The sequence below is a fragment of the Lactiplantibacillus daowaiensis genome (genome assembly GCF_005405085.1).
Taxonomy (GTDB): Bacteria; Bacillota; Bacilli; order Lactobacillales; family Lactobacillaceae; genus Lactiplantibacillus; species Lactiplantibacillus daowaiensis.
In genome coordinates this window covers 35,883-62,012 of record NZ_BJDJ01000005.1, presented here as the reverse complement: position 1 = coordinate 62,012, position 26,130 = coordinate 35,883, and the positions used below count along the sequence as shown (strand labels likewise).

Sequence of the window (26,130 nt, the reverse complement as noted above, 5' to 3'; positions counted from 1 at the left end):
ACTTTATTATGGTTAGGCTTCGGCACGCTTGAGATCGGCATAACTGGCCTTTTCTGCTTGCTTACCGGCATTTTCGTTAACAAATTTGTCCATAAATTCTTCAACTAAATCTAAAGTTTGATATTGCTTAGCTAAGTTAAAGGATTGGGCCCAAGCGCGGTTCCGTTGTAATAATTCCGTGAAGACCACGTGTTCAACGCGCGCACCTTCTGGCGTTAATTTCAAAACTTTGTTCCGACGATCATGGTCTTCTGCTTCTTGATATAAGTAATCTTTACGTAATAAACGACCGATTAATCGTGAAATAGCTGAACGGGTTACACCATGAGTTTCCGCGATATCCATTAAACGAATCTTACCTTTAGCTTCAGCAATGTCATAAAGAATGTAAAATTCGTCTAGCGTAATCCCGTGCTCCGTGGCTGGTTCCGCAAACATGTCAGCAAGGTTCTTGAAGCCGTGTAAATACATATGGCTGAACCGGTTAAAAAACTCCATATCTTCATTCATATTAAAAATCTCCCTTTCAATCTAAAAGTCGAATTAGTCAGTCAGTCTTCATAATTCGCTCCAAAGTTATTTTAAAATTAGTAAGCGTCTTTTATCATTTCCCCGATTTAAAGTGTACTAGTATATTTTACGAAATACAAGGATTTTAGGTTATCTTTTATATTAAATTTTTATTTCAGCGCTCAAATCAATCGTCGCGTGCGCATGTAAATAAGTAATAAATTGTTGGAAGTAACGATCGGTATTGTATTTAGCAGTACTTAAGTAAACTTGATCGATTTTTTGACGGTCAGCCCCAAGTAACAAATAAAAGGCTTGGTCAATATTTTCAGCAATATGTTCGACACTCACTCGCAGTAACTTACGCTTGAAAAAGACGGCCATCCCCCCAGAAACCGCGAAGTTGATGGCATATCGAATCACTGAAGTTTCACCAGCCACTCCGATTGATTCCAACCAATCCAATGATACTAACACTAATTCGGTCGTTAGTTCTGGATTTTCAAAGATGTCTTTAATGAAGTTTTCCATCTTCGGATTCTCATCTAACGTCCGTAATAAAAAGCTCATTTGAATCATAGTTCGTTGTTCCGCCGACAGTAGCGTTAATTGTTCATTACTATAAATAAACGCACTTAACATCAGCTCATTTAACATCGTACTCAATAAAACGATTTTCTTTGGAAAATAGTGTTGCAGCAGCGACTTGCTGATATCGCAAGCTTCCGCGATGTCTTTCATCTGCACTTGGTCATAACCATTCTCGGCAAACAAACGAAACGCGGTATTGACGATCTCCATTCGTCGCTGCGTATTACGTTTACGTGGCACTACTTTCACCCCTCTACAACTTTTGGTCGATTAACTAAAATTAACCGGCTAAACTATTCTAGCACATTAATCAGTTTTAGCCGGTCAAAATCATTAATTGTTACTTCCTAAGCTATACTAATATAGTTTTCAATGCAACCCTCTAATTCCAGCTTCTACTAAAAAAAGCTGATTTTAACAGTTACTTAACAATCATGCTCATTTATTATCAATAAATTTTAGTTGTCACTCGCCAATATAGCCAGCCGTTTTATATTCTTCAAATCGAATCAATTCGCCAGCCCCTAAGTAGCGGTAATAGTTGTCGTCACAGCAAAGTAAGTGCTTTCATTAGCGCTTTTTGTGGTAAACTTAGACTAACAAATGTGATAGGGAGGCTTTCAACATGAGTACTAAGAATGCATATCAATTAGCCGACATCGGTCGCAACAACCCAATCTTTTCACAAATTCGGTCGACCGTTGAAACGGCCTTTTATGCCAATAACATGACGCAAGTGCCTAACGTCGCCACCGCTTATGAACTAGCCGTTCAAGGCCCTGGTACCGTAAAGACTGATTTACCAATTTATCGGCCCACTGACTTAGGCTTACCAGCCGATGCCAAGATGTTAGTCGAAAACACCGGTAAAGTCGTTGGTCGGACGGCGCAAGCGCGGCGGATCCTCGGCGACGCGGGTGTCGACGAAGCTGATATGGCTGGCCGTCTACGTGACGCCATCTATAAAGCACAAAACGAACATTTCATTAAAACTGACGTTGTCGTTGGCTTAGATGAAGACTTTATTGTCCGCGCCCATTTAGCCATTCAAGATAATTATGCCAACAACCTACTCTCGTATATGTTAAACTTCCAGCCTATTACCGAACACTATCAAGACATGTTTGATAACTCCGTGGCATATCCCGAAGGCGACATTTACATCTATGCTGACCCGACCTATCACGACCCTGACTATCCCGATGGGTTAGCGATCTTTGATCCTAAACATAACGCGGCGGCCATTCTGGGGATGCCTTACTTTGGCGAACTGAAAAAATCAACCTTAACACTAGCTTGGTCAATTGCACATCGGCATGGCTACGTCGCTTGTCATGGTGGCCTAAAAGCCTTTCATTTTAAGGACAAGAGTGATCAAGTCTTTGCAATGTTTGGCTTGTCTGGCTCTGGTAAATCAACCTTAACGCATGCTAAGCACGGCTATAAATATGACATTACGGTGTTACATGATGATGCGTTTGTGATTAACCGGGATAACGGCAGCTCCGTCGCATTGGAGCCATCGTACTTTGATAAGACTAACGACTATCCAATGAGCTCAACGGAACCGAAATATTTCATGACGATTCAAAACGTTGGGGTCACGCTTGATGATCAGGGACGCAAAGTGCTAGTTACGGAAGACTTACGCAATGGGAACGGCCGGACGATCAAGTCACGGTATGCCTCAACGAACCGGGTTGATAAGGAAAATGCCCCAATCAACGCAATCTTCTGGATCATGAAAGATGATAGCCTACCACCCGTTATTAAGGTTGATGACCCGATTTTAGCGGCCACTTTTGGCGCGACCTTAGCAACTAAACGGAGTTCCGCTGAAAATATCATTGGTAACGTTGACCGTAATGCCTTAGTCATCGAACCATTTGCCAACCCATTTAGAGTTTATCCATTGTCCGAAGATTACCATGACTTTAAAGCGCTGTTTGAAGAACGCCATTTGGATTGTTACCTGCTTAATACGGGCTACTTTGGTGACAAGAAGATCCCTAAAGAAATTACGTTAGGCGCCTTAGAAGCCATAGTGAATAACACCACTGAATGGGAATCATTTGCGGGCTTAGACCATATGCAAAATTTGAAGTTAGCTGACTTCCCAGTTGATTATGATAATCAAAAATATCGGGATCTAGTCGCGACACGGTTGAATATTCGGTCGAACTTTATTGATCATTATCAACACACCCACAATGATCGCTTACCAGAAGAAACGACCGAAGCACTCGTTAAATTACAGAAACAATTGACCACGAAATAAGTTAGCATTCATTCCAGCCCCGTTTTTTTCGAATTAAGGTTATAATAAAAGTATCAGTTACAAGCACTGAGCTTTTACGAATCTTATAATCGGGGTGAGGAGCATGGAACTACCATTAAGTCAGTTATCTGAAAAAATCATTGCTTTTGAACGGGATCACCATTTAACCGACAATGATTTAGCCTTTGGCAGTCAACTATCAGTTGAGCGCATTCACAACATCAAGTCTGGTGAAGCAACGCCAACCCAAGAAGAACTACAACTGTTAAAGAAGTTTATGAATAGTAAAGCTTAACCACAAAAAAAGACGCCGTAAAGGCGTCTTTTTTTACTTTTTGATTAACGGATGTGGATAGCAAAACTAGGGGTAAAGTAAGCGGTACTTTTAACAGAGACCGTTTCACCATAATCTGGTGAAGCAATATACTTCCCATTACCTAAGTAAATCCCAACGTGATAAGGCGCCGTGTCAGAACCCCAGAAAATCAAGTCCCCAACTTGGGCCTTACTAAACTGGATATGCGTGCCAGCGGTCGCTTGCGCATACGTGGTCCGACCGATCGTAATGCCGGCTTTTGCATAGGCTGCTTGGGTAAAGGCTGAACAGTCCATTTCTTCATATGGGGTGCCTAAATATGAATAAGCTGCGGCGACGATCGCACTAGAACTAACACTCCCAGTTGACGTCGTCGTTGTTGATGAACTGCTAGTTGATGAACTAGCGGTGCTGGTCGTTGACGAACTCGTCGTCGCCGTTGAGCTAGCGGCACTACTGCTGCTTTGTGCAGTACTAGTTGTTGCACTCGTCGCCGCACTGCTAGTGCTTTGGCTCGCTGCCGCTGTTGATGTTGGCTGACTAGCGGATTGCGTCGTTACATGTGAGCGAATTGCAGCGCTATTGCTACTTTGACTCGCTTGACTGGCCGTTGAACTAGCGGCACTCGTACTTGCAGCGCTGGTTGCCGCACTACTACTACTTTGGCTGGCCGCGCTAGTTGTGCTTTGGCTCGCGGCACTGGTCACGCTGCTCGAAGCAGCACTCGTTGAACTAGCTGATGTCGCCGTTGAGCTGGCACTGGCCGCACTAACACTGCTTTGACTAGCTGTGCTTGTGGTGCTTTGACTCGTCGCACTGGTTGAACTAGTGGCCGCAGTGCTGCTAGCCTGAGTACTGCTGCTATTTTGGCTCGCACTAGTCGCGCTCGTCGCGGCCGCACTGGTCGTGCCAGTAGTCGTCGCAGCTTTAGTGGTTGTTTTCGTTGTCTTTGATGTAGTTGTCGTCGAACTAGTATCACTAGTTGGAATTGTAATCTCATGACCCGCAATAATTAAATTGGCATCACTGAGTTTATTTTCGGCAACAATTTTTTTGATTGAGACATGGTACTTTTGTGAATAACCCCAAACGGTATCCCCCGCTTGGATCGTAAACGTATCGGCATTGGCCACCCCTTGGCCGGCCACTAATAAGCCGGCTAAAGCGGCTGTCCCTAACATAACTGATTTTACTTTAATGATGATTCACTCCAAAACAAGAGAGTCACGCATATGTCCTTCAAGCCACCTTCTATACTACTCAGTTTGTGTTACATCGGGGTACCAGTTAAATAACATTATGTTGCACAGGTTACAAAAAATTAACAGTATAACTCATTCCGTTACGCAACCAGCTTATGACCACAAAAAAATCTGAAACCAACGTTCCAGATTTGTCAGTCTTATTCGGCTTGATGGGCATGCCGGTGGCGATGAATGCGTGGTAGTCCTAATAACCAGCGAATATCATTGCCAGTAAAGTTCAATTTCAAGAATTCACTCTGATTGGCGTGCGTCATCATTTCTGGAATGACGGTTTGTTGTAACTCAATGACCCGTAGTGCAATCGCATCATCAAATAAATATTGGCGCGTACCAGCGACCATCTCGGTCACACTAAAAATTTCTTTGGCATCGTCAAACAGTGCTGCTTTAGATCGTGCCAACCGATCCGCTTTGAATTGAGCGTACGCTTGATCTAAAATCTGTGTCGCTTGTTGTGTGTTAGCTGATATGGTTGTCATCATAAGCCCCCCTTTGAGATTACCATTATTTTAACGGGTGCCTGGCACTTTGGCTATTCAAGACGCTTTATTTTACCAATTAATTTGTTATACTAAATTAGATTTAGGAGGATGCTTCAATTGACAAATTCTGACGAGCGCTATTATCAACCAACTGACATCAAAGATGCCCTACAAACCATTCAAAAGTTATTTAATTCTTACACAGATGCCCCATTAACCCCTGAGCTAATGGCTTATCATCAAAAACTGGTGACCCAGTTGCAAACAAACCTATTGCCGTTAGCGAAACAACAGCATAACCAGCTACGGGTCGATCAAATCGCTAGTATGATTACGGTCATGCAAGATTGGTTGAAATTAAAAATGACTGGTCAAGTCTTTAACGGTAAGATGCAACACTTTAAATTTGTAAGCAATGATAAAACGACCTTTAAACGCCGGGTCCACAAAATCAAGGGTAATCAAAATCATCGGTCCAGTCGCCACTGAGCCTTTCGCAACCGCTTGCTAAAATATCATTTTGTTGTATACTAAAATAGTACTTGGGCCCTTAGCTCAGTTGGGAGAGCGCCTGCTTCGCATGTAGGAGGTCGTCGGTTCAAATCCGGTAGGGTCCATCAGTCACAACAGTTAGTGCAATTGCACTAGCTGTTTTTTTATTATCACGCGCCACTTTAATAACGGCTCGTCCTGACGATTGAAAAGGGTACCATTATTGCTTATAGTAGACTTAACTGCTTTTGAGGAGGACGTAAGATGGCAAATCGATACTTACATAACGTCCAGGGCTTATTCGACACGATTGCGCCGAACTATGACCGGATGAACACTATTATTAGTTTAGGCACGCATCGTCATTGGCGGCGCCAAACGATGGCACAAATTCACTTACAACCAACCGATCGTGCCTTAGACCTTTGTTGTGGGACTGGCGATTGGACGATTGCCATTGCCCAAAAACTAACCGCCCCTGACGCGGTCATCGGTTTAGACTTTTCCGCCCCGATGCTGCGACTTGCGCAACAAAAAGTGAACGACGCCAACGTCAGCGACCAAGTTTGGTTACGCCGTGGTAATGCGATGCACTTGCCGTTTAAGACGGCTAGCTTTGATTTGGTGACAATTGGGTTTGGGCTACGCAACTTGCCTGATAAGCCACAAGCCTTAGCCGAAATCTATCGCGTCTTAAAACCCGGCGGCCAACTTGTCTGCCTTGAAACCTCACAACCGGATCAGCCTTTGATTCGGCCGGTTTGGCAATGGTATTTCACTAAAGTCGTCCCGTGGTTTGGCCGGTTATTTGCGCACCAATATCAAGAATATTCTTACTTACAAGAAACCACCCGGCACTTTGTGAGTTATCGGCAACTGGTTGCTTTATTTCAAACTGCTGGTTTTACCGGTGTCCACTATCAACGATTTAACTTTGGCGCCGCGGCGGCCCACTTTGGGACCAAACCCCTGACGGAGGCCGACCATGACTAATTTAGCGGCTCTGAATCAATGTTTAGCCTGGCTGACGGCACCAGCGACACCTTTAACTAAGATCGACGGGTTAGTCTTATGCGGTAATAGCTTGCCTTTAACCGCCCAACTTGCAGCGCGTTTAGCCATCACGCATCAATTGCCGACAGTCATCATCGCCGGTGGTATCGGGCACGCGACCAAATATCTGCGCCAAAACTTACACGTCCAAAATGACTTAAGTGAAGCTGAACAAATGGCCCAATTAATGCGTGCCGCTGGCTATCAAGGCGAGATTCGTCAAGATAAAACATCGACGAACACTGGTGCTAACGCTAAAAACGCCCTGGCCTTAGCGCCTGAACAGTGGCAAAACGTGTTACTCGTGCAAGACCCACTATTGGCCCGCCGCACGCAGTTGACGTTTGAACAGGTCTGGGGTGATCGAACACACTTTAGTCGTGTCTTACCGCTACACTTTCAGCTGACACAACTGGACCCACTCGTATTTGGACCCCACACGATCTATCAAGCAGCCTGGGAGCCTGCCTACTTTACCGAATTACTGTTAGGTGAACTACAGCGCCTTTGGGATACCCCCCAAGGCTATGGTCCGGCTGGCGCTGGCTATATTCGCCATATCGAAATTCCAGTTACCGTTCTAACGGCCTATCAAACCTTGCTACAACAAGCTTTAAATCGAGAGCGCTAAAAAATCGTCGCAGACTGAGCTATCAGCTGCGGCGATTTTTAAGTTACGCTTTAAAGACTTCCGGATATAACGTTTTTAGCGCCACGGCTAATTGTTGACCAGCACTTTGCGACCCCGCGACATCTAGGTGAACTTGGTCAGTCGTCGTTGGTTGCCAATCAGCGGTTTCAATCAAATCTAACTGCACAAATTCAGGGACGACAGTGCGAATGACCCGGTCAAAACGTTGGTTAAATGGGACCAACACGGCGATGCGACTATTTGGATATAATCGCTGGACTTGATTTAAAAACAGTTTAAATGCGGCGGTAAACCCATCTGCACCGGCTAAACCATCATTAGTCCCAACATTGATCACCACCACATCGGTCGGTATTGGTTGCCAGGCCGTTTGACTATCGATGGCCGTCAATACTTCCGGTAACGTTGGCACGCCACCTGTGCCGGGCTTGGTTAAACCAATCGCACTATAGCCGATCCGGACATTACGGGCGTTTAGTAGATCACTCGCGATAGCCGCATAATTTGCCTCACCACGATAATCTTCGGCTGGCTGATGACCAGCGACCCAACAGCCGGCCGTAATCGAATCGCCGATAAACGTCAAACTATGCCGGCCTGGTTTAACCGCCGTCAACTGGCCGTCAGTCTGCAATGGTTGGACCGCAAAGCCGACCGGTTGCGTCCAAACTTGATCCTCGTCGGTATTGCCACTCATCACCACGCGAATCAGATGTGGTTGTCCATCTAACGTTAAGCGATATGGTAATGTCGCTACGGCGAGCCGCTGGTAAGGCAGCCCATCAATTTGGATCGCAATCCAACTACTAATTGGCGTTAAGTTCATCAACGCAATCGTCACATAACTAGCCCCTTTAACTTGAAACCAAAATTCAGCGCCTAGGTTCGTGGTATACATGACCGGCGTTTCTCGAATGGTCTTGACCGTCCAACGGCCTTGAAAATACGCTGGCATAATCGGATTATTGGCCGGCGTTAATTGATAATCCATCTGCAAATCCTCCATCATTCTTCATTAAAATCGACTTAAACCCGATAAACTTGATGACCATCAAGTTCCCATCAAGTCCAGCTCCTTATACTAGAGTCATCAATTCAACTAAGGAGTCGTTAAAATGAAAATCCAACAATTTTTAACTAAACATACCAACCAAATCACGTTGGCCACTGGGATTTTAATCGTGCTCGGTTATCTCAGTCAATACTTGTTTCATTATACCTTAGGCTACCAAGTCATTTTAGCCGTCGCATCCGTGATCGCGGTCATTCCGATTGCCATTCGCGCTTGGAGCGCCTTAATCAACAAAGTCTTTAGCATCGAATTATTGGTCAGTATCGCCGTGATTGGCGCCTTCATTATTGGTGAATTTAACGAATCGGCGATCGTGACCTTTCTCTTCTTATTTGGCTCGTACCTTGAAAGTAAGACCTTACAAAAGACCCGCAACGCGATCAAAGGCTTAACAGACCTATCACCGACTACGGCAACGCTAGTCACCACTGATGGGACAAGCAAAGTTGCTGTCGATGATGTCGATGAAGGTGATGTCGTCCTTGTCAAAACGGGTGGTCAAGTGCCCGTTGATGGCGTCGTCGTTGCCGGCAGTGGTTATCTCAATGAAGCGTCGATTACGGGAGAATCACGGCAAATCAGCAAAACGACAACCGACCAAGTTTTCTCTGGCACGATCGTTGAAAATGGTTATTTAAAAATTAAGGCGACCCAAGTCGGTGATGACACGACTTTTGCCAAAATTATCGAACTCGTTGAAGAAGCCCAAGATACAAAATCCAAGGCTGAAAAGTTCATCGATCGCTTTGCCCAGTATTATACCCCCGCCGTCTTGATCTTAGCCGCCCTCGTGTTTGTCGTATCCCGTGATTTCCGTTTAGCGATTACCGTGTTAGTCCTGGGTTGCCCAGGGGCCTTAGTCATCGGCGCCCCCGTCTCAAACGTGGCCGGCATTGGGAATGGGGCTAAACGTGGCATTTTAATCAAAGGTGGCGAGGTCATCGACACCTTTGCCAAAGTTGATACATTAGTCCTTGATAAGACTGGGACATTAACCCAAGGCAATACCGCAGTTACGAGTTTCAAAGCTTACACCACTCAACTTGAAACTGCACTTAACCTAGCTGCCACTATCGAAGGCACTTCTGACCATCCCCTCGGCAAAGCGATTATCGCTTATGCCAACAAACAAGCTGGGGCAGTGGTCACACCTACTTTGACCGATACTGAAACGGTTAAAGGCCAAGGCATCTGTGCCGCTGTTAATGACCAACAAGTTGTGATTGGCAACCAAAAGATGTTAACGGCACACCATATTAGCCTGACCACTAAACAAACTCACGATTTAAATACCATGCAACAAGCTGGCCAATCCACCGTCATCATGGCCGTCGATGAGCAAGTTCACCTAATCTTTGGGATTGCAGATACGATTCGGCCGCAAGTCAAAGCCTCCTTAGCCGCTTTAAAGACGCAAGGTATTAAACATCTCGTCATGTTGACTGGTGATAACGAATTGACAGCCGCTGCCGTTGCTCGTGAACTCGCCATCGATGAAGTGCATGCCAACCTCTTGCCAGAAGAAAAAGTCACTTATGTTAATCAACTCAAAGCGGCTGGCAATACCGTAGCGTTCATCGGTGATGGTATCAATGATAGCCCATCGATTGCCAATGCTGATATTGGGATTGCAATGGGCAGTGGGACCGATGTCGCCATTGATACTTCCGATGTCGTCTTGATGCAATCCAGCTTTCCAGCCCTCGTTCATGCGCACGGCTTAGCTAAAAAGACCGTCTTAAATACCCGTGAAAATATCTTTATTGCGATTGCGACGGTCGCATTCTTACTCATTGGGTTGGTCTTTGGCTATATTTATATGGCCAGTGGGATGTTTGTCCATGAAGCCAGCATCCTAGTCGTGATCTTCAATGCCATGCGCTTAATCAACTTCCAAACCAAGTTTGACCACACGCAGCCGACCTCAGTGCCAACCACGACGACCACAACTGCTTAACAACATATAACCTGCCTTTAGGTAGGTTATTTTTGTGCAAACAAAATAATTGCTTTTATATACCTATGGGGGTATATTTAAACTATTAAAGAAACCAACTGGTTAAAACAAAACGGAGGCTTTACCCATGATTAAAGAAATTCATGATCAAGATTTTGCTGTGGAAACCGACACTGGCGTGGCCGTTATCGACTTTCGTGCTGACTGGTGTCCACCATGTCGCATGATGGACCCAATTTTGAAGTCACTATCTGAAGACCCTGCTTACAAAGATAAGGTTAACTTTGTGTCACTGAATGTCGACAATGACCAAGAAGTTGCCAGTCAATTCCAAGTCCAAGGGATCCCGACCTTTTTAATCAAACGTGACGGTCAAGTGGTCAGTCATATGGTTGGTGCCCGGCCTAAAGGCAACTTTGAAACCGAACTGAAAAAAGCGCTCGACTAATTGGAGGGATAGCGATGAGTGAAGCAGCTGACAGCTATGTCACGAGTAAACAAATCACGACCCGACTCAAACGCTCTGCCGGACAATTAGACGGTGTCTTACGCATGATGGCAGAAGACCGGCCCTGTGAAGACGTCTTAGTCCAGCTCGCCGCAGTCAAATCCAGTGTTGATAAAGCGATGAAACTGGTCATTGCGCGAAATATCAGCAATTGTGTCGATAACATGGCGACTGACGATATCGAGAATTTGTCACATTCGTTAGATCTCTTGTTAAAAACGAAATAGTCAAAAAGCGCTGATGAACATGGCGTTCATCAGCGCTTTTTGTGTGGTCGCTATTTATCCCAGCCACCCTTTTTCCAGTCGTCTTTGGACCAGTCATCTTTATCCCAATCGTCATCTGCCGGCTGTTGTGGCTCTTGGGGCCGTTTCTTTGCTTGTCGCATCAAGACCGCTGTGGTAACGATGGTCACAAACGCTGTAAACAAAATAAAAACAAACGTCCAAACGACGATATCACCAACTGACATGCAACCTGCCTCCCGTCATAAGTTAGCGTTAGTATAGCGCAACTCACCTGGAATTGCTAATGGGCCCTAGTGACCATGGTCATCGGTCCCAAACGTTGCAGCAATCCAAAGGAAATCACTGAAACCAGTCTAAAATTCAGCTTTATCAAATTTGCCACACCACAAAAAGCGTCTCAACACCAGTAACGACTGGCATCGAGGCGTCCTTGGCACGCTAACTTAATCGTCATCCTCATCGTCTTCATCTAAGCCCACGCGAGCGGTTTGCCCTAAGTAAGCTTGCAGTTGTCGCATATTGCGGTTATTGCTACCACGATAAGCCACTAACCAGGCCGCTAAAGCTGGCCGGGTTTCTTTTTCAGCGAGTTTGATGGCCCGATCAACGAATAAGTTTTCGGTATCAAAGTCCTTGATTGTCGCAGTGATCATGGTAGTGGCATCTTGATACTTAAACGCGCCATCTTCAGCTAGCATCGCATATTTGACTAATTCAGCGGTCGTTGAGGATGGCTTTTGATCTTCATCTAGTAAGACTGCCGCCAATTCACTAAAATGCTTGGTATTTTGTGCTAATAACCGTTCATAGACACGTTGTAAATCAAAGTATTGGGGGCCTTTCACATACCACTTGGTTTGGTTCAGCTTGACGTATTCGACCATCAAGTTCGATAAAATATGGTTCGTCATCGCGCCAGCCGTTGGTACATGATGATCGATATCACGCTGTTTTAATTCCGCCGCATATCGCGCGTCAATCGTTACTTCGCTCATAGTTACTTCCTCCTTATTTGACCTTAACACTTTCAACTTCATAACCGAGACCAGTCACGACTTCAGATAACTGATCAGCACTGGTGACAGCCGCATCAAAGTCCGCTTTGACCTTGCTAGCGTTGAATAAGACTTTGACCGTTTCAACGCCATTTTGGTTAGCGACAGCTTTTTCGATTTTAGTCATGCAAGATGGGCAAGTTAAGGTGCCTAGTTGTAAGATTGCTTTACTCATAATGAATCCCTCCAGATTTGTTTGCTTAGTACTAGCATACTGGCAATCGCATTTAAAAAACTTGATGCCGGTCAAGCTGACCATTTTTATCAAGTTAGCCTTGCCAGTTGCAATTAAGTTGATGACTATAGCTTACAAGCATTTTATTGATTAAAACTTGACCGTCGTCAAGAAACGTTGGCATTTTTCGGTGTATCTTTAATCATGAAAGCAAACGCGCAAGCACACCTGAATATCTGTTATAGTTATGGTGAAATATAAGGGAGGTTATTACCATGCATGCAACCCACGATTGTGTTCAACTCGTTCCCATTTTTCAAGCACTAGCGGATGATCAACTTGATACGATCGAGTCAATCGTACAACATCGTCATTTCCAAGCTGGTGAAACTTTATTTAATGCGTCAGATGACCTAGATAGCCTGATGATCGTGGCTAACGGTCAAGTCAAAGTCTATCAACTGGCAGCCAATGGTCGTGAACAATTACTCTACTTATTACAAACCGGCGATATCGACGGTGAAGCTGCCTTATTTGAAAACCGCCAACGGACCTCGTACGGCGAAGCTTTAGTGCCGACCGACATTTGCAGCATTCGCCGCCAAGACTTTCAACAGCTGATGCAAACTTACCCTAGTATTAGCATCAATGTTTTAAATGTCTTCGGTAAGCGCCTGGCGCAATTGGAAAAACAAACGACCAGCACTGCCACCGAATCAGTCGAGGCTCGCCTGGCCAACTATTTGACCGAAACAGCTGCTTCACTTAACACTGCAACGTTTAAACTACCCTTGAAGAAAAAAGACCTCGCCACGTTTTTAGGCACCACCCCCGAAACGATCAGTCGCAAGTTGAGTCGCTTTGAAAAACTAGGTTTAATTACCCAAAAGCCCGGCAAGCTGATTCAAATCAATGATGCCGATCAATTATTATTAACGGATGCCTAAAAAGACCGCCCACCAAACGTTGCACGTTAGCAACGATCAGTGGGCGGCCATTTTGTTATATAAGATAATGCAGTGGCTGGTCATATCTGACATTCCCCACGTCCCCAGTCACACATATCTTGGCGTTTACATTACGAGTTTTTGCTGGTGCGGTCAACTTTTGGTTAGTCAATCATTCATATTGTAAATAAATATTACAGGAAAGCGTGGGGGCTTCATGACAATTGTGACAACACCCCTTTTCCGCTAGTGACGCCCCGCATCAAAACCGTTGGGTCGAGATAGGTTAACATTCCGTTAAAGCTAAGTTACAAGCGATTTTTGACCGACAAGATTAGCGCAACTCACGACCATCTAAGGTATAATTAGGATTGAATTAGAAAATTTATTGAGGAGTGGATTTAATGGCAACAATCAGTCAAACAGCAGTAAAGCAAGATCTCTACGACGCCGTCAACGGTGACTGGCTCAAGACCGCTGAAATCCCCGACGATCATGCATCAACCGGGGGATTTATGGACCTCGTTGATGCGATTGAAAAGACATTAATGCATGATTTTGATGCCATGGCAGCGGGTGATGTGGCACCGGATGATCCGCAGTTAGCTGAATTCATTAAATTTTATCAACTAACAACTGATTTCTCAAAACGGAATTTGGATGGCGCCCAACCACTCCAACCATGTCTAAAACAAATCGACAGTTTAAGTGACTTAGCCGACTTACAACACCGTATGCCGGATTGGATTTACGATGGCTTGCCATTACCATTCAGCTTAGATGTCGATGCAGATATGAAAAATACAAAAGTCAACGCCCTCTTTGCCCAAGCACCGGGCACGATTTTACCCGACAAAACTTATTACGACGAAGGTAACCAACAAGGCCCTAAGCTACTCGCTGTCTATGCGCAAATGATGACGGCTTTATTACAAAAAGTCGGCTACGACGCTGATGATGCCAAACAAATCGTGACTGACACCTTAGCCTTTGACCGCTTGATCGTACCATGGGTCAAGAGTGCTGAAGAAGCCGCTGATTATAGCAAGATGTATAATCCACGCGCCTTTAAGGATTTCACCAATAACAGTCGTTACTTGGACTTAGCGGCGATTACGTATGCCGTGATCGATGGTAACCCTGACACCGTGATTCTGCCGGAACCAGCGTACTTCGATCATTTTAACGATGTGGTCAATCCGGATAATTTCAACTTAATGAAGAATTGGATGAAAGCCAAATTAGTCCAACGCCTTAGCGGTTACTTAAGTGACGATCTACGGACGTTAGGGACGACTTATTCACGGACACTATCTGGGCAAAAAGAACCACGCAATCAGGCTAAGAGTGCCTACTATTTAGCTGCCGGGACGTTTGACCAAGTCGTTGGTCTCTATTACGGCCACAAATACTTTGGTGAAGCGGCGAAAGCAGACGTCCATCATATGGTCGAAAAGATGATCGGTGTTTATAAAAATCGCCTGCAAAGCAATACTTGGCTGAGTGCGGATACACGCGCTAAAGCCATCACTAAATTAAACAACTTGGGTATTCAAGTCGGTTATCCCGATAAACTTGAACCGGTCTACACGAAATTCAAGACCCATACAGCCGCTGAAGGCGGCAGTGTCTTGAGCAACGTCTTACACTTCGGGCGGGTCGCACGCCAAGATATGTTCGCCAAGTGGGGCCAACCAACTGATCGGACCCGTTGGGAAATGAGCGCTGATACAGTCAATGCTTATTATCACCCATTCATGAACATCATCGTCTTCCCAGCAGCCATCTTACAGGCTCCATTTTACAGTCTAGATCAATCCTCTAGCGCTAACTATGGTGGCATTGGCGCCGTGATTGCCCATGAAATCTCACATGCCTTTGATAATAACGGGGCCTTGTTTGACGAATTTGGGAACTTACACAACTGGTGGACCGAAGCCGATTCAGCGCATTTCAAAGACTTAGCCAAGGCCATGATCACTGAATTCGATGGCTTAGATTTCGCCGGTGCCAAAGTCAACGGTACCTTAACGGTCTCAGAAAACATTGCTGATGCCGGTGGGCTAAGTTGTGCCGAAGAAGCTGCCAAAGGTGAACCGGACGTTGATCTACATGCTTTCTTCACGAACTGGGCCATGATTTGGCGGATGAAAGCCACGCAACAATACATGCAACTATTGCTGTCAATTGACGTTCACGCTCCCGCCAAATTACGGGCCAACGTCCAACCTAAGAACCTTGATGATTTCTACACGACCTTTGATATCCAGCCAACTGATCCGATGTATCTTGCGCCTGAACAACGGGTTAAAATCTGGTAAATCAAGCTGACTGAAAACGTCGGGATACGCTCCCGGCGTTTTTTATTGATAAGAAAGGATGTTGGTATGACCAAATTTGAAAAGTACCATCCCATTTTAACGCCCCACTACACCTTTGATTGGCTCACTAAAAGTCGCGTCAAAGACGTCTGGTTACTGCAGCAACAAGCTAACCCTGCCGAAACCATGTTAATGACCGCTGATATGATCAACCAAACCATGCGCGATATTTTCCATGACCAAAAACTAGTCTGGGGCATCACTGATCGTCAAACGGACCAATTCATCGGTAGCGCCAGTTTGACGGCTTTAACCACTGCCACCCCCAGACTAACGGTGCACTTAATCACCGCGCAAGCGACCACCGCGGCACTAACTGAAATCTATACCCGGTTAACGGCCTTTGCGACCAACGAATTAGGTGTCGCTACATTAACGGTACCGTTAACACCAACGGACCAACTTAGTACGCCCATCTTGACCAAACTGGGCTATCAACCGGATGCCACACAGCCATTGAACGTCACATTAAACTAATACTTTATTTGTCTCACTAGCAGTTGCTTGTGAGGCTTTTTTATTGCACTAAAATGCACATACACTGGCCTTGTTTGTTCCCCCCTATTTTCGAGCTATCTGTCACCGTTGTCAGCGACTAATCCCGTTATGGCAGTCTTAATTATCGGCCGATTAATCAACAGGGTTAACTTTTTACTACTTTTTGGTTGCGTTTTCTTTTCAATCTAGTACAATGTAATTGTCATCAAAACCATTTGATACAAACTAATTTGTGAAATAATAAACATTAACTAAGGAGTGTTCAATATGAAAGTTATCGTCATTGGCTGTACTCATGCCGGCACCGCAGCAGTTAATCAAATCCTAGCAACTGACCCTAGTACCGAGGTTACCATTTACGAACGTAATGATAATGTCTCGTTCCTCTCTTGCGGGATCGCCCTCTATTTAGGCGGCGAAATCAAAGATCCACAAGGACTCTTTTATTCCAGTCCAGATGCGTTAGCAAAACTCGGTGCAACCGTTAAGATGCAGCATGACGTCACCGATATTGACACTGATCAACACTTAGTGACCGTTAAAGACTTAGTTAGCGGCACGACCAGTACCGATCACTACGACAAATTAGTCGTCACCACCGGTTCATGGCCAATCATTCCGCCAATCGACGGTATTGACAATCCTAATGTCTACCTATGCAAAAACTGGAATCACGCCCAAAAGTTATGGGATGACGCCAAAGATGCCAAACGTGTAATCGTCATCGGTGGGGGCTACATCGGGACTGAACTCGTTGAAGCTTACCAACGTCAAGGTAAAGAAGTGACCTTAATCGATGGCTTGCCACGCATTTTAAATAAATACTTAGATACCGAATTTACTGACCGGATTCAAAAAGACTTTACTGAGCGCGGCATCAAACTCGCTTTGAGTCAAATGGTCCAAGGCTTTAGCGATGCGCCCGATGGTGGCGTGACGGTTACAACTGACCAAGGTGACTACACTGCTGATATGGCCATCTTATGTGTCGGGTTCCGACCAAACACGGGTCTCCTCAAAGGTAAAGTCGACATGAATAAAAATGGGTCGATCATCACCAATGACTATATGCAAACATCCGACCCAGATATTTACGGTGCCGGCGATTCCGTTGCCGTCCATTACAACCCAACCCACAAAGATGCTTATATTCCATTAGCCACTAACGCGGTTCGCCAAGGAACATTAGTTGGGTTGAATATCTTCAAGCCAACGCGCAAGTACATGGGTACCCAATCAACATCCGGGTTAATGTTATTTGATACGACGATTGTGGCTTCCGGGATGACCTTGGAACACGCCCAATTAGAAAACATTCCCGCTGCCGCCGTGACGGTTGAAGATAACTATCGGCCAGAATTCATGCCAACGACGACGCCGGTCTTAATGCAACTCGTTTATAATCCAGAGACTCGGGCGATTTTAGGCGCACAGTTCATGAGTAAATATGATGTCTCACAATCAGCCAACACGATTTCAGTCATGATTCAAAACGAAAATACGATTGATGACTTGGGCTTTGTCGATATGTTCTTCCAACCACAGTTCGACCGGCCATTTAATTACTTAAATCTCCTAGGTCAAGCCGCAATTGCGCAAGAAGCTAAATAAGTCTCCACTTCATGATCAACTAATCTCTGAACCAGCTTACCGAAATGGTAGGCTGGTTTTTTCAACGTCAAAAAGTGACCATTGAACTCTGTTTTAGCTTCAATCAATAAAGATAATCAGCTCGTTGACGACATTATTTGGCAAAAAAAATAAGACCTCCATCATGCGGAGATCTTATTTGCAGACCGTCACTCAAAACAGCTATTCAAGTTGACGACACGATCGGCATGGCATTATTTCTAAGCCGCCTTTAACTAGGGGCATTCGATAACGTCCAGGTCACCGTCCCTGAGTAATCACCTGGGACCGCACCAGCATTGGTTTCAAAGAACATCCCAGTACTTGTGTTCCATTGCTTCGTCACATCATAATCATCGGTATCACTCGTTGATTCATGGCTATCGATTAAGACACCATCAGTCCCAATCGCGGTTGTACTACCATCTTTTTTGTAGATAAGTTGGCCGCGAACTTCCCGGCCATCTTCGTTGGTAAACTTCGTGGCACTCGCTTGTAATTGCCAGCTCGACCCTTTACCACGGTCATCGGCAACGACTAAATCCCAATCGTCAGCGCGATCTGCCGTTTGCGCCTGGCCATCTAAGGTCACGGTTGCAAAGTTACTATTCGTTGCCACCGATTTAAAGCCCAGTTCACCACTCTTAACTGTAATGATGGCCGTCGCTTCTTCAGACTCATTTTCATCCTCATCCATCACATAAACGGTCAACGTATTCTTGCCAACCTTTAGTTGATCCGCTTTAAGCGTCATTGAGAAAAGCCCGGACTCATCATCGTCACTCATTTTAAATGAATCAAGCTTAGTGCCGTTTAAAGTTGGATAAACCGTTATTTTACTATTGGATAATTGGACAGAATCTTCTGCGAGCACTAACCCCGTAATCTTCGCATCATCACCGTTAGTAACGGTTTGGGTTCCTTTTAAGAAATACACCTCAATGCCTTGATCAACGGTAATCGTATAATCTGGCGCCGTCGTGTCGGTTTCAAAATTATTACTCGTAAAGGTCGCTTTAGTGGCCGTGGTTTGGCTATTGACTTCAACATCATCAGCGGTCCCTTTCAAAGTAATCGTAGCCGTGGGGTTGTCCGCAGATAGTGCCTGTTCTAATTCAAAGTCCAACGTCGTAGGGCTACCATCTGGAATAGTCAATGTTTGCGACGTCCCATTAGCATAGCTGATTTCCGCAGTCTTAAACGTGACGTTTTGTGGCAATTTAATTGCTGCTTCAACATTCGCCCAGTCTTGTTGGCCTTCTTTGTACGTTAGCGTATAGTCATATTTCAGACTGTCATTACCTTTAACTTTAACCCCGTCAGTAACCGGCTTATTCTTAGTCGTATCGGTAACAGCGACATCAGCTTCGGCCGTCAATAAGTTCGGGATACTTTCAAAAACCACTAAACTATTACCGGCATTGCTCCCATTGGTACCCATAATTCCCCAACGAACTTTGCCATCTTCGGTATTAAACTTACTCGTATCAATCGCTTGCGTATGCGTAATCGGACTCGCATTTTCAGAACCATCTTGATTAATATCATTATAAAGATAAGTCATCGTCTTGGCACTGGCATCCCATTTCATCGTCAAATGATGCCATTGACCATCTGTCATGCTTAGATTAGGGGTGGCATTTTGATGTAACTGCGTGAAATAATATCGCGTCACTAACCCTAAGCTCAGTATCGAGCTCACACTAGCTGACGTATATTGACTAGCCGCACCAGGATATCCAGTCGCAATATGTTGCCCTTTAATCCCCGCATCAAAAGAAGTCCCAGACCCCGCATCACTAAATGATGTCGACGTGTTCGCATACGTATCAAACTCTAAGGCCCAACTGTTTTGAATCGCCGTACTAGCGATCACTGACGTATCTTGTTGTTTGGTATCATTATCGACACCCCAGACCCCCATGGTCTCACCAACAATCGTCTTTTTCGTATAACTGGCCGCAGCACTGGTCCCATTCGGATCATTTTGCATCACAAACGCTAACCCATCACCGGCTTTATTACTGGAAGTCCCATGATATAACCACATTTTTAGGGTCGTATCTTCATTTAGATCGATGCGGTTGGCATCTTTAGACCACGCACCACCCAGTTGCTTCTTGGCATTATTGATTTCAATCGCCTCAGTATGGGGCGCGTCACTATTGGTGACCGTTTGGATGTTAGCCGAGTTAGCCACTTCATTTGAAAATGTCGTTGGTAACTCAAATAACTTGTCTAGCTGATTCAGCCCTTTCGGCGCCGTCGAAACTGGTGTCGCCGCTGCCGCTGCATCCGCCGCCAGTGCGCGCGGGATAAGGGTCCATAAACCAGCTACTAGTATCATTCCAGCTAATAATAGTTGATATCCTTTGCGCATTGTTTGTTGCTCCCTTCGTTAACTAATCTTGATGTTGACGACGATTCTTTAAGAGTAACCAGATAATTAGCCCTAAGAGCAAGATAATGACCACACCGAACCCAACAAACCACCAGAAGTAATTTGGTTGTTTTTCTTGATTGATCGCACTCTTGTTCAAGTCATTGGCTTTTTGTTCACTAATCGTAAAGTTTCGCGTGAAGTTCCACTTATACTTGCCATCACTGGCCGTAGCCGTTAAATGCAACGTATAATTACCGGCTTTTAAAGCTTGGCTACCATCACCAATCGCAAAGTTGAAACTGCTATTCGGTGCCATGGCCATGTGTTCTTTAGTCGTTGACGCAATTTTTTTATCTGACCCTGATGCCGTAATGTAACTCTTAACTTTCAACGCATGCATAATCACTGGTTGAGTGTTTTTTAACTGCGCAGTCACGTAATTTTGATAGTTGATTTGCTTCGCTTTAACCGTGCCTAATTTCATGACTGGCTTAGTCGTGACCGTTTTGGCTTCTTGTAATTGCAACCCGATGACATAAGCATATCGATTTTGAATCGACACCCCGCTCGACTTTTTGGCGGTACTACCTACTTGGGTCACATTGATCCCACCTAGGGCAATCCCCCTAAAAGCGGTTTTAGGGACATCTAATTTGATCGTCACTTTTTTGGTTGTCTTAGCTGGAACCGTCACGGTTTGTGATTTTGAAACCGCCGTATTCAAATTGAAAGCTAAGGAATCATCTGCTTTAGCATTCACATGACTATAGTCGATGACCCCATTATCATTGGTAATCGCCCGGTTGGCTGACACGACGTATTCATGTTTCTGACTATCACTGTTCTTAATTCTAATCGTTAAATCTTGTTGCTGTCCCGGCTTCACCTTTAAATCAAAGTAAGACACTTTTTTGGTGATTTGATTTTTTGGCAGATCTGCCGTCACTGAATAGTTTAAGTTTTCCGCATGTGCGACCAACGTCAAACTACCCCAGAAAACGCTCAGCATTAACATTAATTGCCAGAAATATTTTTTCATTTGATTTACCTTTCCTTTTTTCAATGGTAAGTAACTTATCCTATGTAGCCGAGGTAGGCTAAACCTACCTCGAGCATAATTAACTGGGCGCATCAGTCAGCTGCCAAGTTAAGGTTCCTTGATAATCACCCGCCGTTAACTTGGTATCATGAATCATCAGCTGTGTCGCTGGCGTGCCTTGATTTAACACGAGTAACCAAGTGCCAATCCCTGCCTTTGACTTCGCTTCTAACACATTATTGACCTGACCGGCTTGTAACCGGCTACTAACGAGCTGAGGCGCTTGACTGATATTAGTGCTCGCTGGCTTAATTTTAACAGCCCCTAATTCAATGGTCGTATCAAGCGTGTCCTGGCCAGAACGGGGGACACTTGGTGTCACTTGTAATGTCCACCCATGGGCACTGGCACGCCGATCAGTGATCTGTACCATCGCTAACTTATTCTTAGCCGTAACTGTCACTGGGCCATTGACGATATTAGTCGCTTCAAATTTCAAGTTACTAATGAAGTCAATCGTCAAGTCACCTCGCGACTGGGTCCCGGTATTACCAGGATCAACATCATCCCCAGGATAGGGTTTTGACGGATCATTGGGATCAACGGGGTTAACCACTTCACCATCACTTGGCAACAATTCAATTTGTGCCTGTGTTTGTTGTGTTGCAGTTTGTGCCACTAACGGCGCCATCTTGATACTAACCAACAAGCAACTGAAGCCACATAACCACCGCACCAGTTGACCTAGTTTGCTCATGGTTCCACCTCAGTTCTGCTGGCGAAGCTCATGCTTAGAATTTACTTCTTAGCAGTGGTCCCAGTTGGCGCATTACCTAACGTCCACGTTAAATTCGACGTATACGTCCCGGCCACGTTACCCGCTGGAATATAAAGTTCAACGTTATCAGCATCATAATTCAAGCTGTATAACCCGACCCCTTCACCAGTCCCGGCCGTTAAGACTAATTGGGCACTAGTATTAACATCCACATTGTTTGTGCTTGGCAACGTTGACGCATTGGCTTCATCATCCGGTGTTACGGTCCCACTGTTTAAGGACAACTTAGCACCTTTTAAAGCGCCACTCGTATCACCAGTCCCATTAAAGTCAGAACCCGTTACACTAACGCTCCACCCTTCAGAGTTACCAGGGTTAGTGACATGGACCTTATCAGTAACCGTTTGTGCTTTGTAAGTATGACTTGTATTTAAATTAACGTTGCTATCAAAATCAAACGTTGGGGCATTATCTAATGTAATATCCTTATTTGTTTCATCCTGAGTTAATTCAATCTTAGCGGTCGTTTGCTTTTCTGTATTAGTATCATCAGCATTGGCAGCTAAGGGTAGTGCAGTTAATAGTGAGAGACTAGCAATAACAGTTCCTACATATTTCTTCATCACGATTGCTCCTTTATTTGTTGATGGTTATTCCACCAGAGTTTGATCAGTAGTCCTAATAACCCAATGATTAGTAACGTGATTCCGCACAGCACCCACTGCTGTGATTCATTCATCTGCGGAAGCACCCCCGAAAGCGGTCCTTGATTAATGGCATCGCCTTGCGTGGCACGACTAGAGGTGGCGACAGTGACATGATAAGTACTTTGTTGAACATCGGCACTGCTCTTTAATGGTAACCAACCCCAACTGAGTCCGATTAGTCCTAATACCCAACGCATCATCTAACCACCCCTTTCGCGTCGCTCTACAATTAATTGATTTATAAAACTGACTGTTGACGACCGATAGTGCACGACCAAATGGTCCCTATCAGCAACGAAAATATAGCATGTAATCGTAAACATTGTCAATTGATGAAGTGGCTTAACTAACAGTTCAAAATGCCTTTTTAACACCTTTATTGGCAATTCCTCATATTCATAAAATCATAAAACAATTTATAAAAACTGCTGTAATCAGTTTAATATCAAGGTTTGTTAGTTATCAAAAAAATCATTTCATGGTATTTTGTTGACCCATTTAATCAATAAAACTCTTAACATTATATTATAATGAGATTTCAATGTGATTAATTATTAGCTATTATCTTTCATAGCTATAACTATTTTAAACAGCACATTTCGCCATGATAACGGATTCACCGCCGCCATTGGTAGATTTATATTTATTTTCAAATTGGTTCTAGTCTTATAAATATTGCAATAATAATATCTTCTGCCTTTTAAATCGACTGGTTTAGATTAAAACTTCCTATTAAAATAAAGAAATTAATAACTCGGCAACAATCCTGTAATTTCAGTGACAAGCGCTTATGCTATACTGATTTTAACGATTACACACGAAAGTAGGAACCTAGCATGCCCGCCAAGAAAACATTTGATAATACCCAAGTCATCGACCAGATCATGCGACTATTCTGGCAAAATGGCTACTATCACACGTCAATGGATGAGATTGTCGCGACGAGCGGCGTCAAAAAGCAAAGCCTTTACAACGCTCTCGGTGATAAACATACGATTTATATCAAATCGTTACAACACTATCATCAGCTTATGTTAGCTGCGACAACCCAAGCCATGCAGGCACTCGAACAAGCTGGTGAAAGCCCGTTGACCATTTTAATGATGTTATTGACGCAAGGGCTCACCACAACTGATCAGCCTGCTGGCGATTTGATTGATAACGCCGTCGCCGAATTTGCGACGACCGATACCGACGTTAAACAAATCACTGACCGTTTCTATGATGACTATTTAACTTTAATGGCCTCGGTCATTTTAAAGGGTCAGGCCAATCAAACAATTGTGGCCACACAATCTAGTATGGGATTAGCACAAAGCTTATTGGAAGCTCGGATTGGGTTACAAACCCGGCTACGACAAGGGAGTCACCCCGATATCACCCAATGCCAACAAACTTGGGCCAAGTTTTTGGCAATCTAATAAAAAAGCAGTGCCTTGAAATCAATCGACTTCAAGGCACTGCTTTTTTATAGATACGGCTTGATTAAAGCTTGTTGCGCCGCTGGACTCAGTTGATTACCAAGTCGCTGTCGCAACGCTTGGACACCGGCATAACTCGTAAAGTCAGCTTGACTGGTCACCGCCCCACTCGCCAGTAGTGCTTGGGCAAAGTAAAGATCATCAGGTTGAATACGTTGCCGATCTGCTCGCGTTTCATCCGCCATGATCGTCAACCAGTCATCATGCAACACGGCAACGGCGCGTTGATAACGGTGGTCGTGTGTTAATAACGACTGCATATCAGTTGGCTTTAAAGGTATCGTCATCATGATCCTCCCCCGGTTTAAATGTCACGACTCGGCCAATAACCGGTTGTACCGATAACCGGTCATGGGCGGTCGCTAATAGCCAAATAACGTTCGTGAACCCGTGCGAAACTACCGTTCGTTCTCCCTGACCATCGGTTAAAATCAAGGCTAAGGTCGTCCGATTAGTCGCATGGCACCGTTTTAAGTCATCAAAAATACTTTGATACACCGTCCCACCACCGCCAACACGTGTAAACCGAATCTGTTGCGGTAAATTGGCCTGATAGACTTGGCCGGGTTGAACCACGGCATCAAACGTACTGACCGTAATCGTTGCGGCAATCGCTTGGGTCAACGTCGCCACTTGACTCAATAAGTATTGTAAGGTGGTATCACTAATCGAACCCGAATGATCCACATAAACGCGCACTTGCAGCTGCGGATCACTAATTTGGCCAGGCAACTCCATGCGCGTCGGTTGGCGCCGATTAAACCGGGCACGTGATGGTCGCTTTCCCACTGGCATTTGACCGATGCCAGTTGCCAGTAACCGCCGCCAATCTAACGCCGCTGGTTGCCGCGTCACTTGTAATTGCGTGACGATTTGTCCAGCAACGAGGCCGCGATTCGCTAGTGTCGTTTGTTGCCATGCCGTTTGGGTCAACTGCTGCAAGCGGGCTTGCGCTAAGTTTGGATTCGTCAATTGACCAGTCGTTGCTTGCCAACTATGTGGACTATCGATCATCGTCTGGGCAGTGCCAGCTCCAGCTGCTGGTTGGGGATTAGCTTGCTGGCGCGTCTTATCCGCTGATGCTGTTGTGTCACCAGTCGTATGACTAGTTTCAGCTGCCGACTGCAGCAGACGTAAATACACTTGTGAGTCAGCTTTGATTGGTAACGGCACGGCGACGGTCGGTTGAATCGTGGCTAGTTGGGGGCTACCTTTAGGCAATCCACTCACATACTGGTTCACTGCCAAATCAGTTGCTAATTGCACTAACTGTGGCTGCGATTGGACCTGTTGGCGATAACGGAGCGGGTGTTGCCAAATGACATGTAACGCCACATGTTTAAGGCCAGCTTGCAATTCGTCAAAACGGGTAAACGTCTGTGCTAACGGCTGCGCGGCAAATTGTAAGCATAAGCGATTGGCTTGCCAGATCAGAGCAAACGGCGCGGTCAATTGTGGCTCAGTTTGTCGTGGTAAGCGGGTCAACACTTCGCCATAAAATTGATCTGTTGCTAGTAGTTCGATGATGGCCCGTTGGATCATCACAGCTGCCGCTGCGGTCGGCGGGTTTTCAGGCATGGTCAATACTTGCTGACGCCAAGTGGCGTAGGCCGCTGCGTTATTTATCATGGTC

At 45.0% G+C, this 26,130-nt stretch carries 28 protein-coding genes and 1 tRNA gene; 14 read left to right on the top strand and 15 right to left on the bottom strand.

Going from position 1 to position 26,130, the window contains the following annotated elements; genetic code table 11:
- Positions 1 to 12: 12 nt before the first annotated feature.
- Complete coding sequence (locus FFM75_RS04645) at positions 13 to 510, bottom strand: MarR family winged helix-turn-helix transcriptional regulator (RefSeq protein ID WP_137628030.1); 498 nt, start codon at positions 508 to 510, stop codon at positions 13 to 15.
- A 162-nt stretch (positions 511 to 672) separates the two neighbouring features.
- Complete coding sequence (locus FFM75_RS04640) at positions 673 to 1,311, bottom strand: TetR/AcrR family transcriptional regulator (RefSeq protein WP_171001424.1); 639 nt, start codon at positions 1,309 to 1,311, stop codon at positions 673 to 675.
- A 415-nt stretch (positions 1,312 to 1,726) separates the two neighbouring features.
- Here FFM75_RS04640 and FFM75_RS04635 point away from each other — a divergent pair, with 415 nt between their 5' ends.
- Both FFM75_RS04635 and FFM75_RS04630 read left to right on the top strand, forming a co-directional pair.
- Positions 1,727 to 3,379, top strand: a complete 1,653-nt coding sequence (locus tag FFM75_RS04635) for a phosphoenolpyruvate carboxykinase (ATP) (RefSeq protein WP_137628028.1) — start codon at positions 1,727 to 1,729, stop codon at positions 3,377 to 3,379.
- Between the two features lie 103 nt (positions 3,380 to 3,482).
- Positions 3,483 to 3,674 carry an LBP_cg2779 family protein gene (locus FFM75_RS04630; RefSeq protein WP_137628027.1) on the top strand — a complete coding sequence of 64 codons (192 nt, stop codon included), beginning with the start codon at positions 3,483 to 3,485 and terminating at the stop codon, positions 3,672 to 3,674.
- A gap of 44 nt (positions 3,675 to 3,718) precedes the next feature.
- On the opposite strand, the gene FFM75_RS04625 is transcribed toward FFM75_RS04630, so the two are convergent.
- Both FFM75_RS04625 and FFM75_RS04620 read right to left on the bottom strand, forming a co-directional pair.
- Positions 3,719 to 4,876: a C40 family peptidase gene (locus FFM75_RS04625; RefSeq protein ID WP_137628026.1), complete on the bottom strand. Its 1,158-nt coding sequence runs from the start codon at positions 4,874 to 4,876 to the stop codon at positions 3,719 to 3,721.
- Positions 4,877 to 5,097: 221 nt separating this feature from the next.
- Positions 5,098 to 5,439: a hypothetical protein gene (locus tag FFM75_RS04620; RefSeq protein WP_137628025.1), complete on the bottom strand. Its 342-nt coding sequence runs from the start codon at positions 5,437 to 5,439 to the stop codon at positions 5,098 to 5,100.
- Positions 5,440 to 5,559: 120 nt separating this feature from the next.
- Here FFM75_RS04620 and FFM75_RS04615 point away from each other — a divergent pair, with 120 nt between their 5' ends.
- From FFM75_RS04615 to FFM75_RS04600, 4 genes are all read left to right on the top strand, one after another.
- Entirely contained in the window at positions 5,560 to 5,931 is a 372-nt protein-coding gene (locus FFM75_RS04615) for a hypothetical protein (protein ID WP_137628024.1), read from the top strand.
- A gap of 55 nt (positions 5,932 to 5,986) precedes the next feature.
- Positions 5,987 to 6,059 (top strand) — tRNA-Ala (locus tag FFM75_RS04610).
- Between the two features lie 139 nt (positions 6,060 to 6,198).
- Entirely contained in the window at positions 6,199 to 6,927 is a 729-nt protein-coding gene (gene ubiE, locus FFM75_RS04605; protein WP_137628023.1) for a bifunctional demethylmenaquinone methyltransferase/2-methoxy-6-polyprenyl-1,4-benzoquinol methylase UbiE, read from the top strand.
- Entirely contained in the window at positions 6,920 to 7,618 is a 699-nt protein-coding gene (locus FFM75_RS04600; RefSeq protein WP_137628022.1) for an ElyC/SanA/YdcF family protein, read from the top strand. Before ubiE ends, FFM75_RS04600 begins: the two co-directional genes overlap by 8 nt.
- Positions 7,619 to 7,661: 43 nt before the next feature.
- On the opposite strand, the gene FFM75_RS04595 is transcribed toward FFM75_RS04600, so the two are convergent.
- Complete coding sequence (locus FFM75_RS04595) at positions 7,662 to 8,630, bottom strand: SGNH/GDSL hydrolase family protein (RefSeq protein WP_137628021.1); 969 nt, start codon at positions 8,628 to 8,630, stop codon at positions 7,662 to 7,664.
- Positions 8,631 to 8,754: 124 nt separating this feature from the next.
- On the opposite strand from FFM75_RS04595, the gene FFM75_RS04590 reads away from it, so the two are divergent.
- From FFM75_RS04590 to FFM75_RS04580, 3 genes are all read left to right on the top strand, one after another.
- Complete coding sequence (locus tag FFM75_RS04590; protein WP_137628020.1) at positions 8,755 to 10,668, top strand: heavy metal translocating P-type ATPase; 1,914 nt, start codon at positions 8,755 to 8,757, stop codon at positions 10,666 to 10,668.
- Between the two features lie 127 nt (positions 10,669 to 10,795).
- Complete coding sequence (locus tag FFM75_RS04585) at positions 10,796 to 11,116, top strand: thioredoxin family protein (RefSeq protein WP_137628019.1); 321 nt, start codon at positions 10,796 to 10,798, stop codon at positions 11,114 to 11,116.
- A gap of 14 nt (positions 11,117 to 11,130) precedes the next feature.
- Positions 11,131 to 11,403 (top strand): metal-sensitive transcriptional regulator, encoded by a 273-nt coding sequence (locus FFM75_RS04580; RefSeq protein ID WP_137628018.1) that lies wholly within the window; start codon positions 11,131 to 11,133, stop codon positions 11,401 to 11,403.
- A 50-nt stretch (positions 11,404 to 11,453) separates the two neighbouring features.
- On the opposite strand, the gene FFM75_RS04575 is transcribed toward FFM75_RS04580, so the two are convergent.
- The 3 genes from FFM75_RS04575 to FFM75_RS04565 all read right to left on the bottom strand — a co-directional run bounded on the left by FFM75_RS04575 (position 11,454) and on the right by FFM75_RS04565 (position 12,654).
- The gene (locus FFM75_RS04575; RefSeq protein WP_137628017.1) at positions 11,454 to 11,648 is read right to left on the bottom strand and encodes a hypothetical protein; all 195 of its coding nucleotides are present in this window, start codon (positions 11,646 to 11,648) and stop codon (positions 11,454 to 11,456) included.
- A 219-nt stretch (positions 11,649 to 11,867) separates the two neighbouring features.
- Positions 11,868 to 12,419 (bottom strand): ferritin-like domain-containing protein, encoded by a 552-nt coding sequence (locus FFM75_RS04570; protein WP_137628016.1) that lies wholly within the window; start codon positions 12,417 to 12,419, stop codon positions 11,868 to 11,870.
- A 13-nt stretch (positions 12,420 to 12,432) separates the two neighbouring features.
- Complete coding sequence (locus FFM75_RS04565) at positions 12,433 to 12,654, bottom strand: heavy-metal-associated domain-containing protein (protein WP_171001418.1); 222 nt, start codon at positions 12,652 to 12,654, stop codon at positions 12,433 to 12,435.
- Positions 12,655 to 12,929: 275 nt separating this feature from the next.
- Here FFM75_RS04565 and FFM75_RS04560 point away from each other — a divergent pair, with 275 nt between their 5' ends.
- From FFM75_RS04560 to FFM75_RS04545, 4 genes are all read left to right on the top strand, one after another.
- Positions 12,930 to 13,601, top strand: a complete 672-nt coding sequence (locus tag FFM75_RS04560) for a Crp/Fnr family transcriptional regulator (RefSeq protein WP_137628015.1) — start codon at positions 12,930 to 12,932, stop codon at positions 13,599 to 13,601.
- Positions 13,602 to 14,005: 404 nt separating this feature from the next.
- On the top strand, positions 14,006 to 15,922 hold the full coding sequence (locus FFM75_RS04555) for a M13 family metallopeptidase (RefSeq protein WP_137628014.1): 1,917 nt from the start codon (positions 14,006 to 14,008) through the stop codon (positions 15,920 to 15,922).
- A gap of 66 nt (positions 15,923 to 15,988) precedes the next feature.
- Complete coding sequence (locus tag FFM75_RS04550; RefSeq protein WP_137628013.1) at positions 15,989 to 16,459, top strand: GNAT family N-acetyltransferase; 471 nt, start codon at positions 15,989 to 15,991, stop codon at positions 16,457 to 16,459.
- A 288-nt stretch (positions 16,460 to 16,747) separates the two neighbouring features.
- Positions 16,748 to 18,091 carry an FAD-dependent oxidoreductase gene (locus tag FFM75_RS04545; RefSeq protein ID WP_137628012.1) on the top strand — a complete coding sequence of 448 codons (1,344 nt, stop codon included), beginning with the start codon at positions 16,748 to 16,750 and terminating at the stop codon, positions 18,089 to 18,091.
- Positions 18,092 to 18,341: 250 nt separating this feature from the next.
- On the opposite strand, the gene FFM75_RS04540 is transcribed toward FFM75_RS04545, so the two are convergent.
- The 5 genes from FFM75_RS04540 to FFM75_RS04520 all read right to left on the bottom strand — a co-directional run bounded on the left by FFM75_RS04540 (position 18,342) and on the right by FFM75_RS04520 (position 23,216).
- Entirely contained in the window at positions 18,342 to 20,489 is a 2,148-nt protein-coding gene (locus FFM75_RS04540) for a lectin-like domain-containing protein (RefSeq protein WP_137628011.1), read from the bottom strand.
- A gap of 22 nt (positions 20,490 to 20,511) precedes the next feature.
- Positions 20,512 to 21,531 carry a WxLIP family cell surface protein gene (locus tag FFM75_RS04535; protein WP_137628010.1) on the bottom strand — a complete coding sequence of 340 codons (1,020 nt, stop codon included), beginning with the start codon at positions 21,529 to 21,531 and terminating at the stop codon, positions 20,512 to 20,514.
- Positions 21,532 to 21,610: 79 nt separating this feature from the next.
- Complete coding sequence (locus tag FFM75_RS04530; protein ID WP_137628009.1) at positions 21,611 to 22,288, bottom strand: WxL domain-containing protein; 678 nt, start codon at positions 22,286 to 22,288, stop codon at positions 21,611 to 21,613.
- Positions 22,289 to 22,329: 41 nt separating this feature from the next.
- Complete coding sequence (locus FFM75_RS04525) at positions 22,330 to 22,932, bottom strand: WxL domain-containing protein (protein WP_137628008.1); 603 nt, start codon at positions 22,930 to 22,932, stop codon at positions 22,330 to 22,332.
- On the bottom strand, positions 22,932 to 23,216 hold the full coding sequence (locus FFM75_RS04520) for a cell surface protein (protein ID WP_223876607.1): 285 nt from the start codon (positions 23,214 to 23,216) through the stop codon (positions 22,932 to 22,934). The genes FFM75_RS04525 and FFM75_RS04520 overlap by 1 nt, the downstream gene beginning before the upstream one ends.
- 636 nt (positions 23,217 to 23,852) lie before the next feature.
- On the opposite strand from FFM75_RS04520, the gene FFM75_RS04515 reads away from it, so the two are divergent.
- Positions 23,853 to 24,437 carry a TetR/AcrR family transcriptional regulator gene (locus FFM75_RS04515; RefSeq protein ID WP_137628007.1) on the top strand — a complete coding sequence of 195 codons (585 nt, stop codon included), beginning with the start codon at positions 23,853 to 23,855 and terminating at the stop codon, positions 24,435 to 24,437.
- Positions 24,438 to 24,484: 47 nt separating this feature from the next.
- On the opposite strand, the gene FFM75_RS04510 is transcribed toward FFM75_RS04515, so the two are convergent.
- Both FFM75_RS04510 and FFM75_RS04505 read right to left on the bottom strand, forming a co-directional pair.
- Positions 24,485 to 24,784, bottom strand: coding sequence for a hypothetical protein (locus tag FFM75_RS04510; RefSeq protein ID WP_137628006.1), 300 nt, complete (start codon positions 24,782 to 24,784; stop codon positions 24,485 to 24,487).
- Entirely contained in the window at positions 24,759 to 26,126 is a 1,368-nt protein-coding gene (locus FFM75_RS04505) for a vWA domain-containing protein (protein ID WP_137628005.1), read from the bottom strand. The genes FFM75_RS04510 and FFM75_RS04505 overlap by 26 nt, the downstream gene beginning before the upstream one ends.
- Positions 26,127 to 26,130 lie beyond the last annotated feature (4 nt).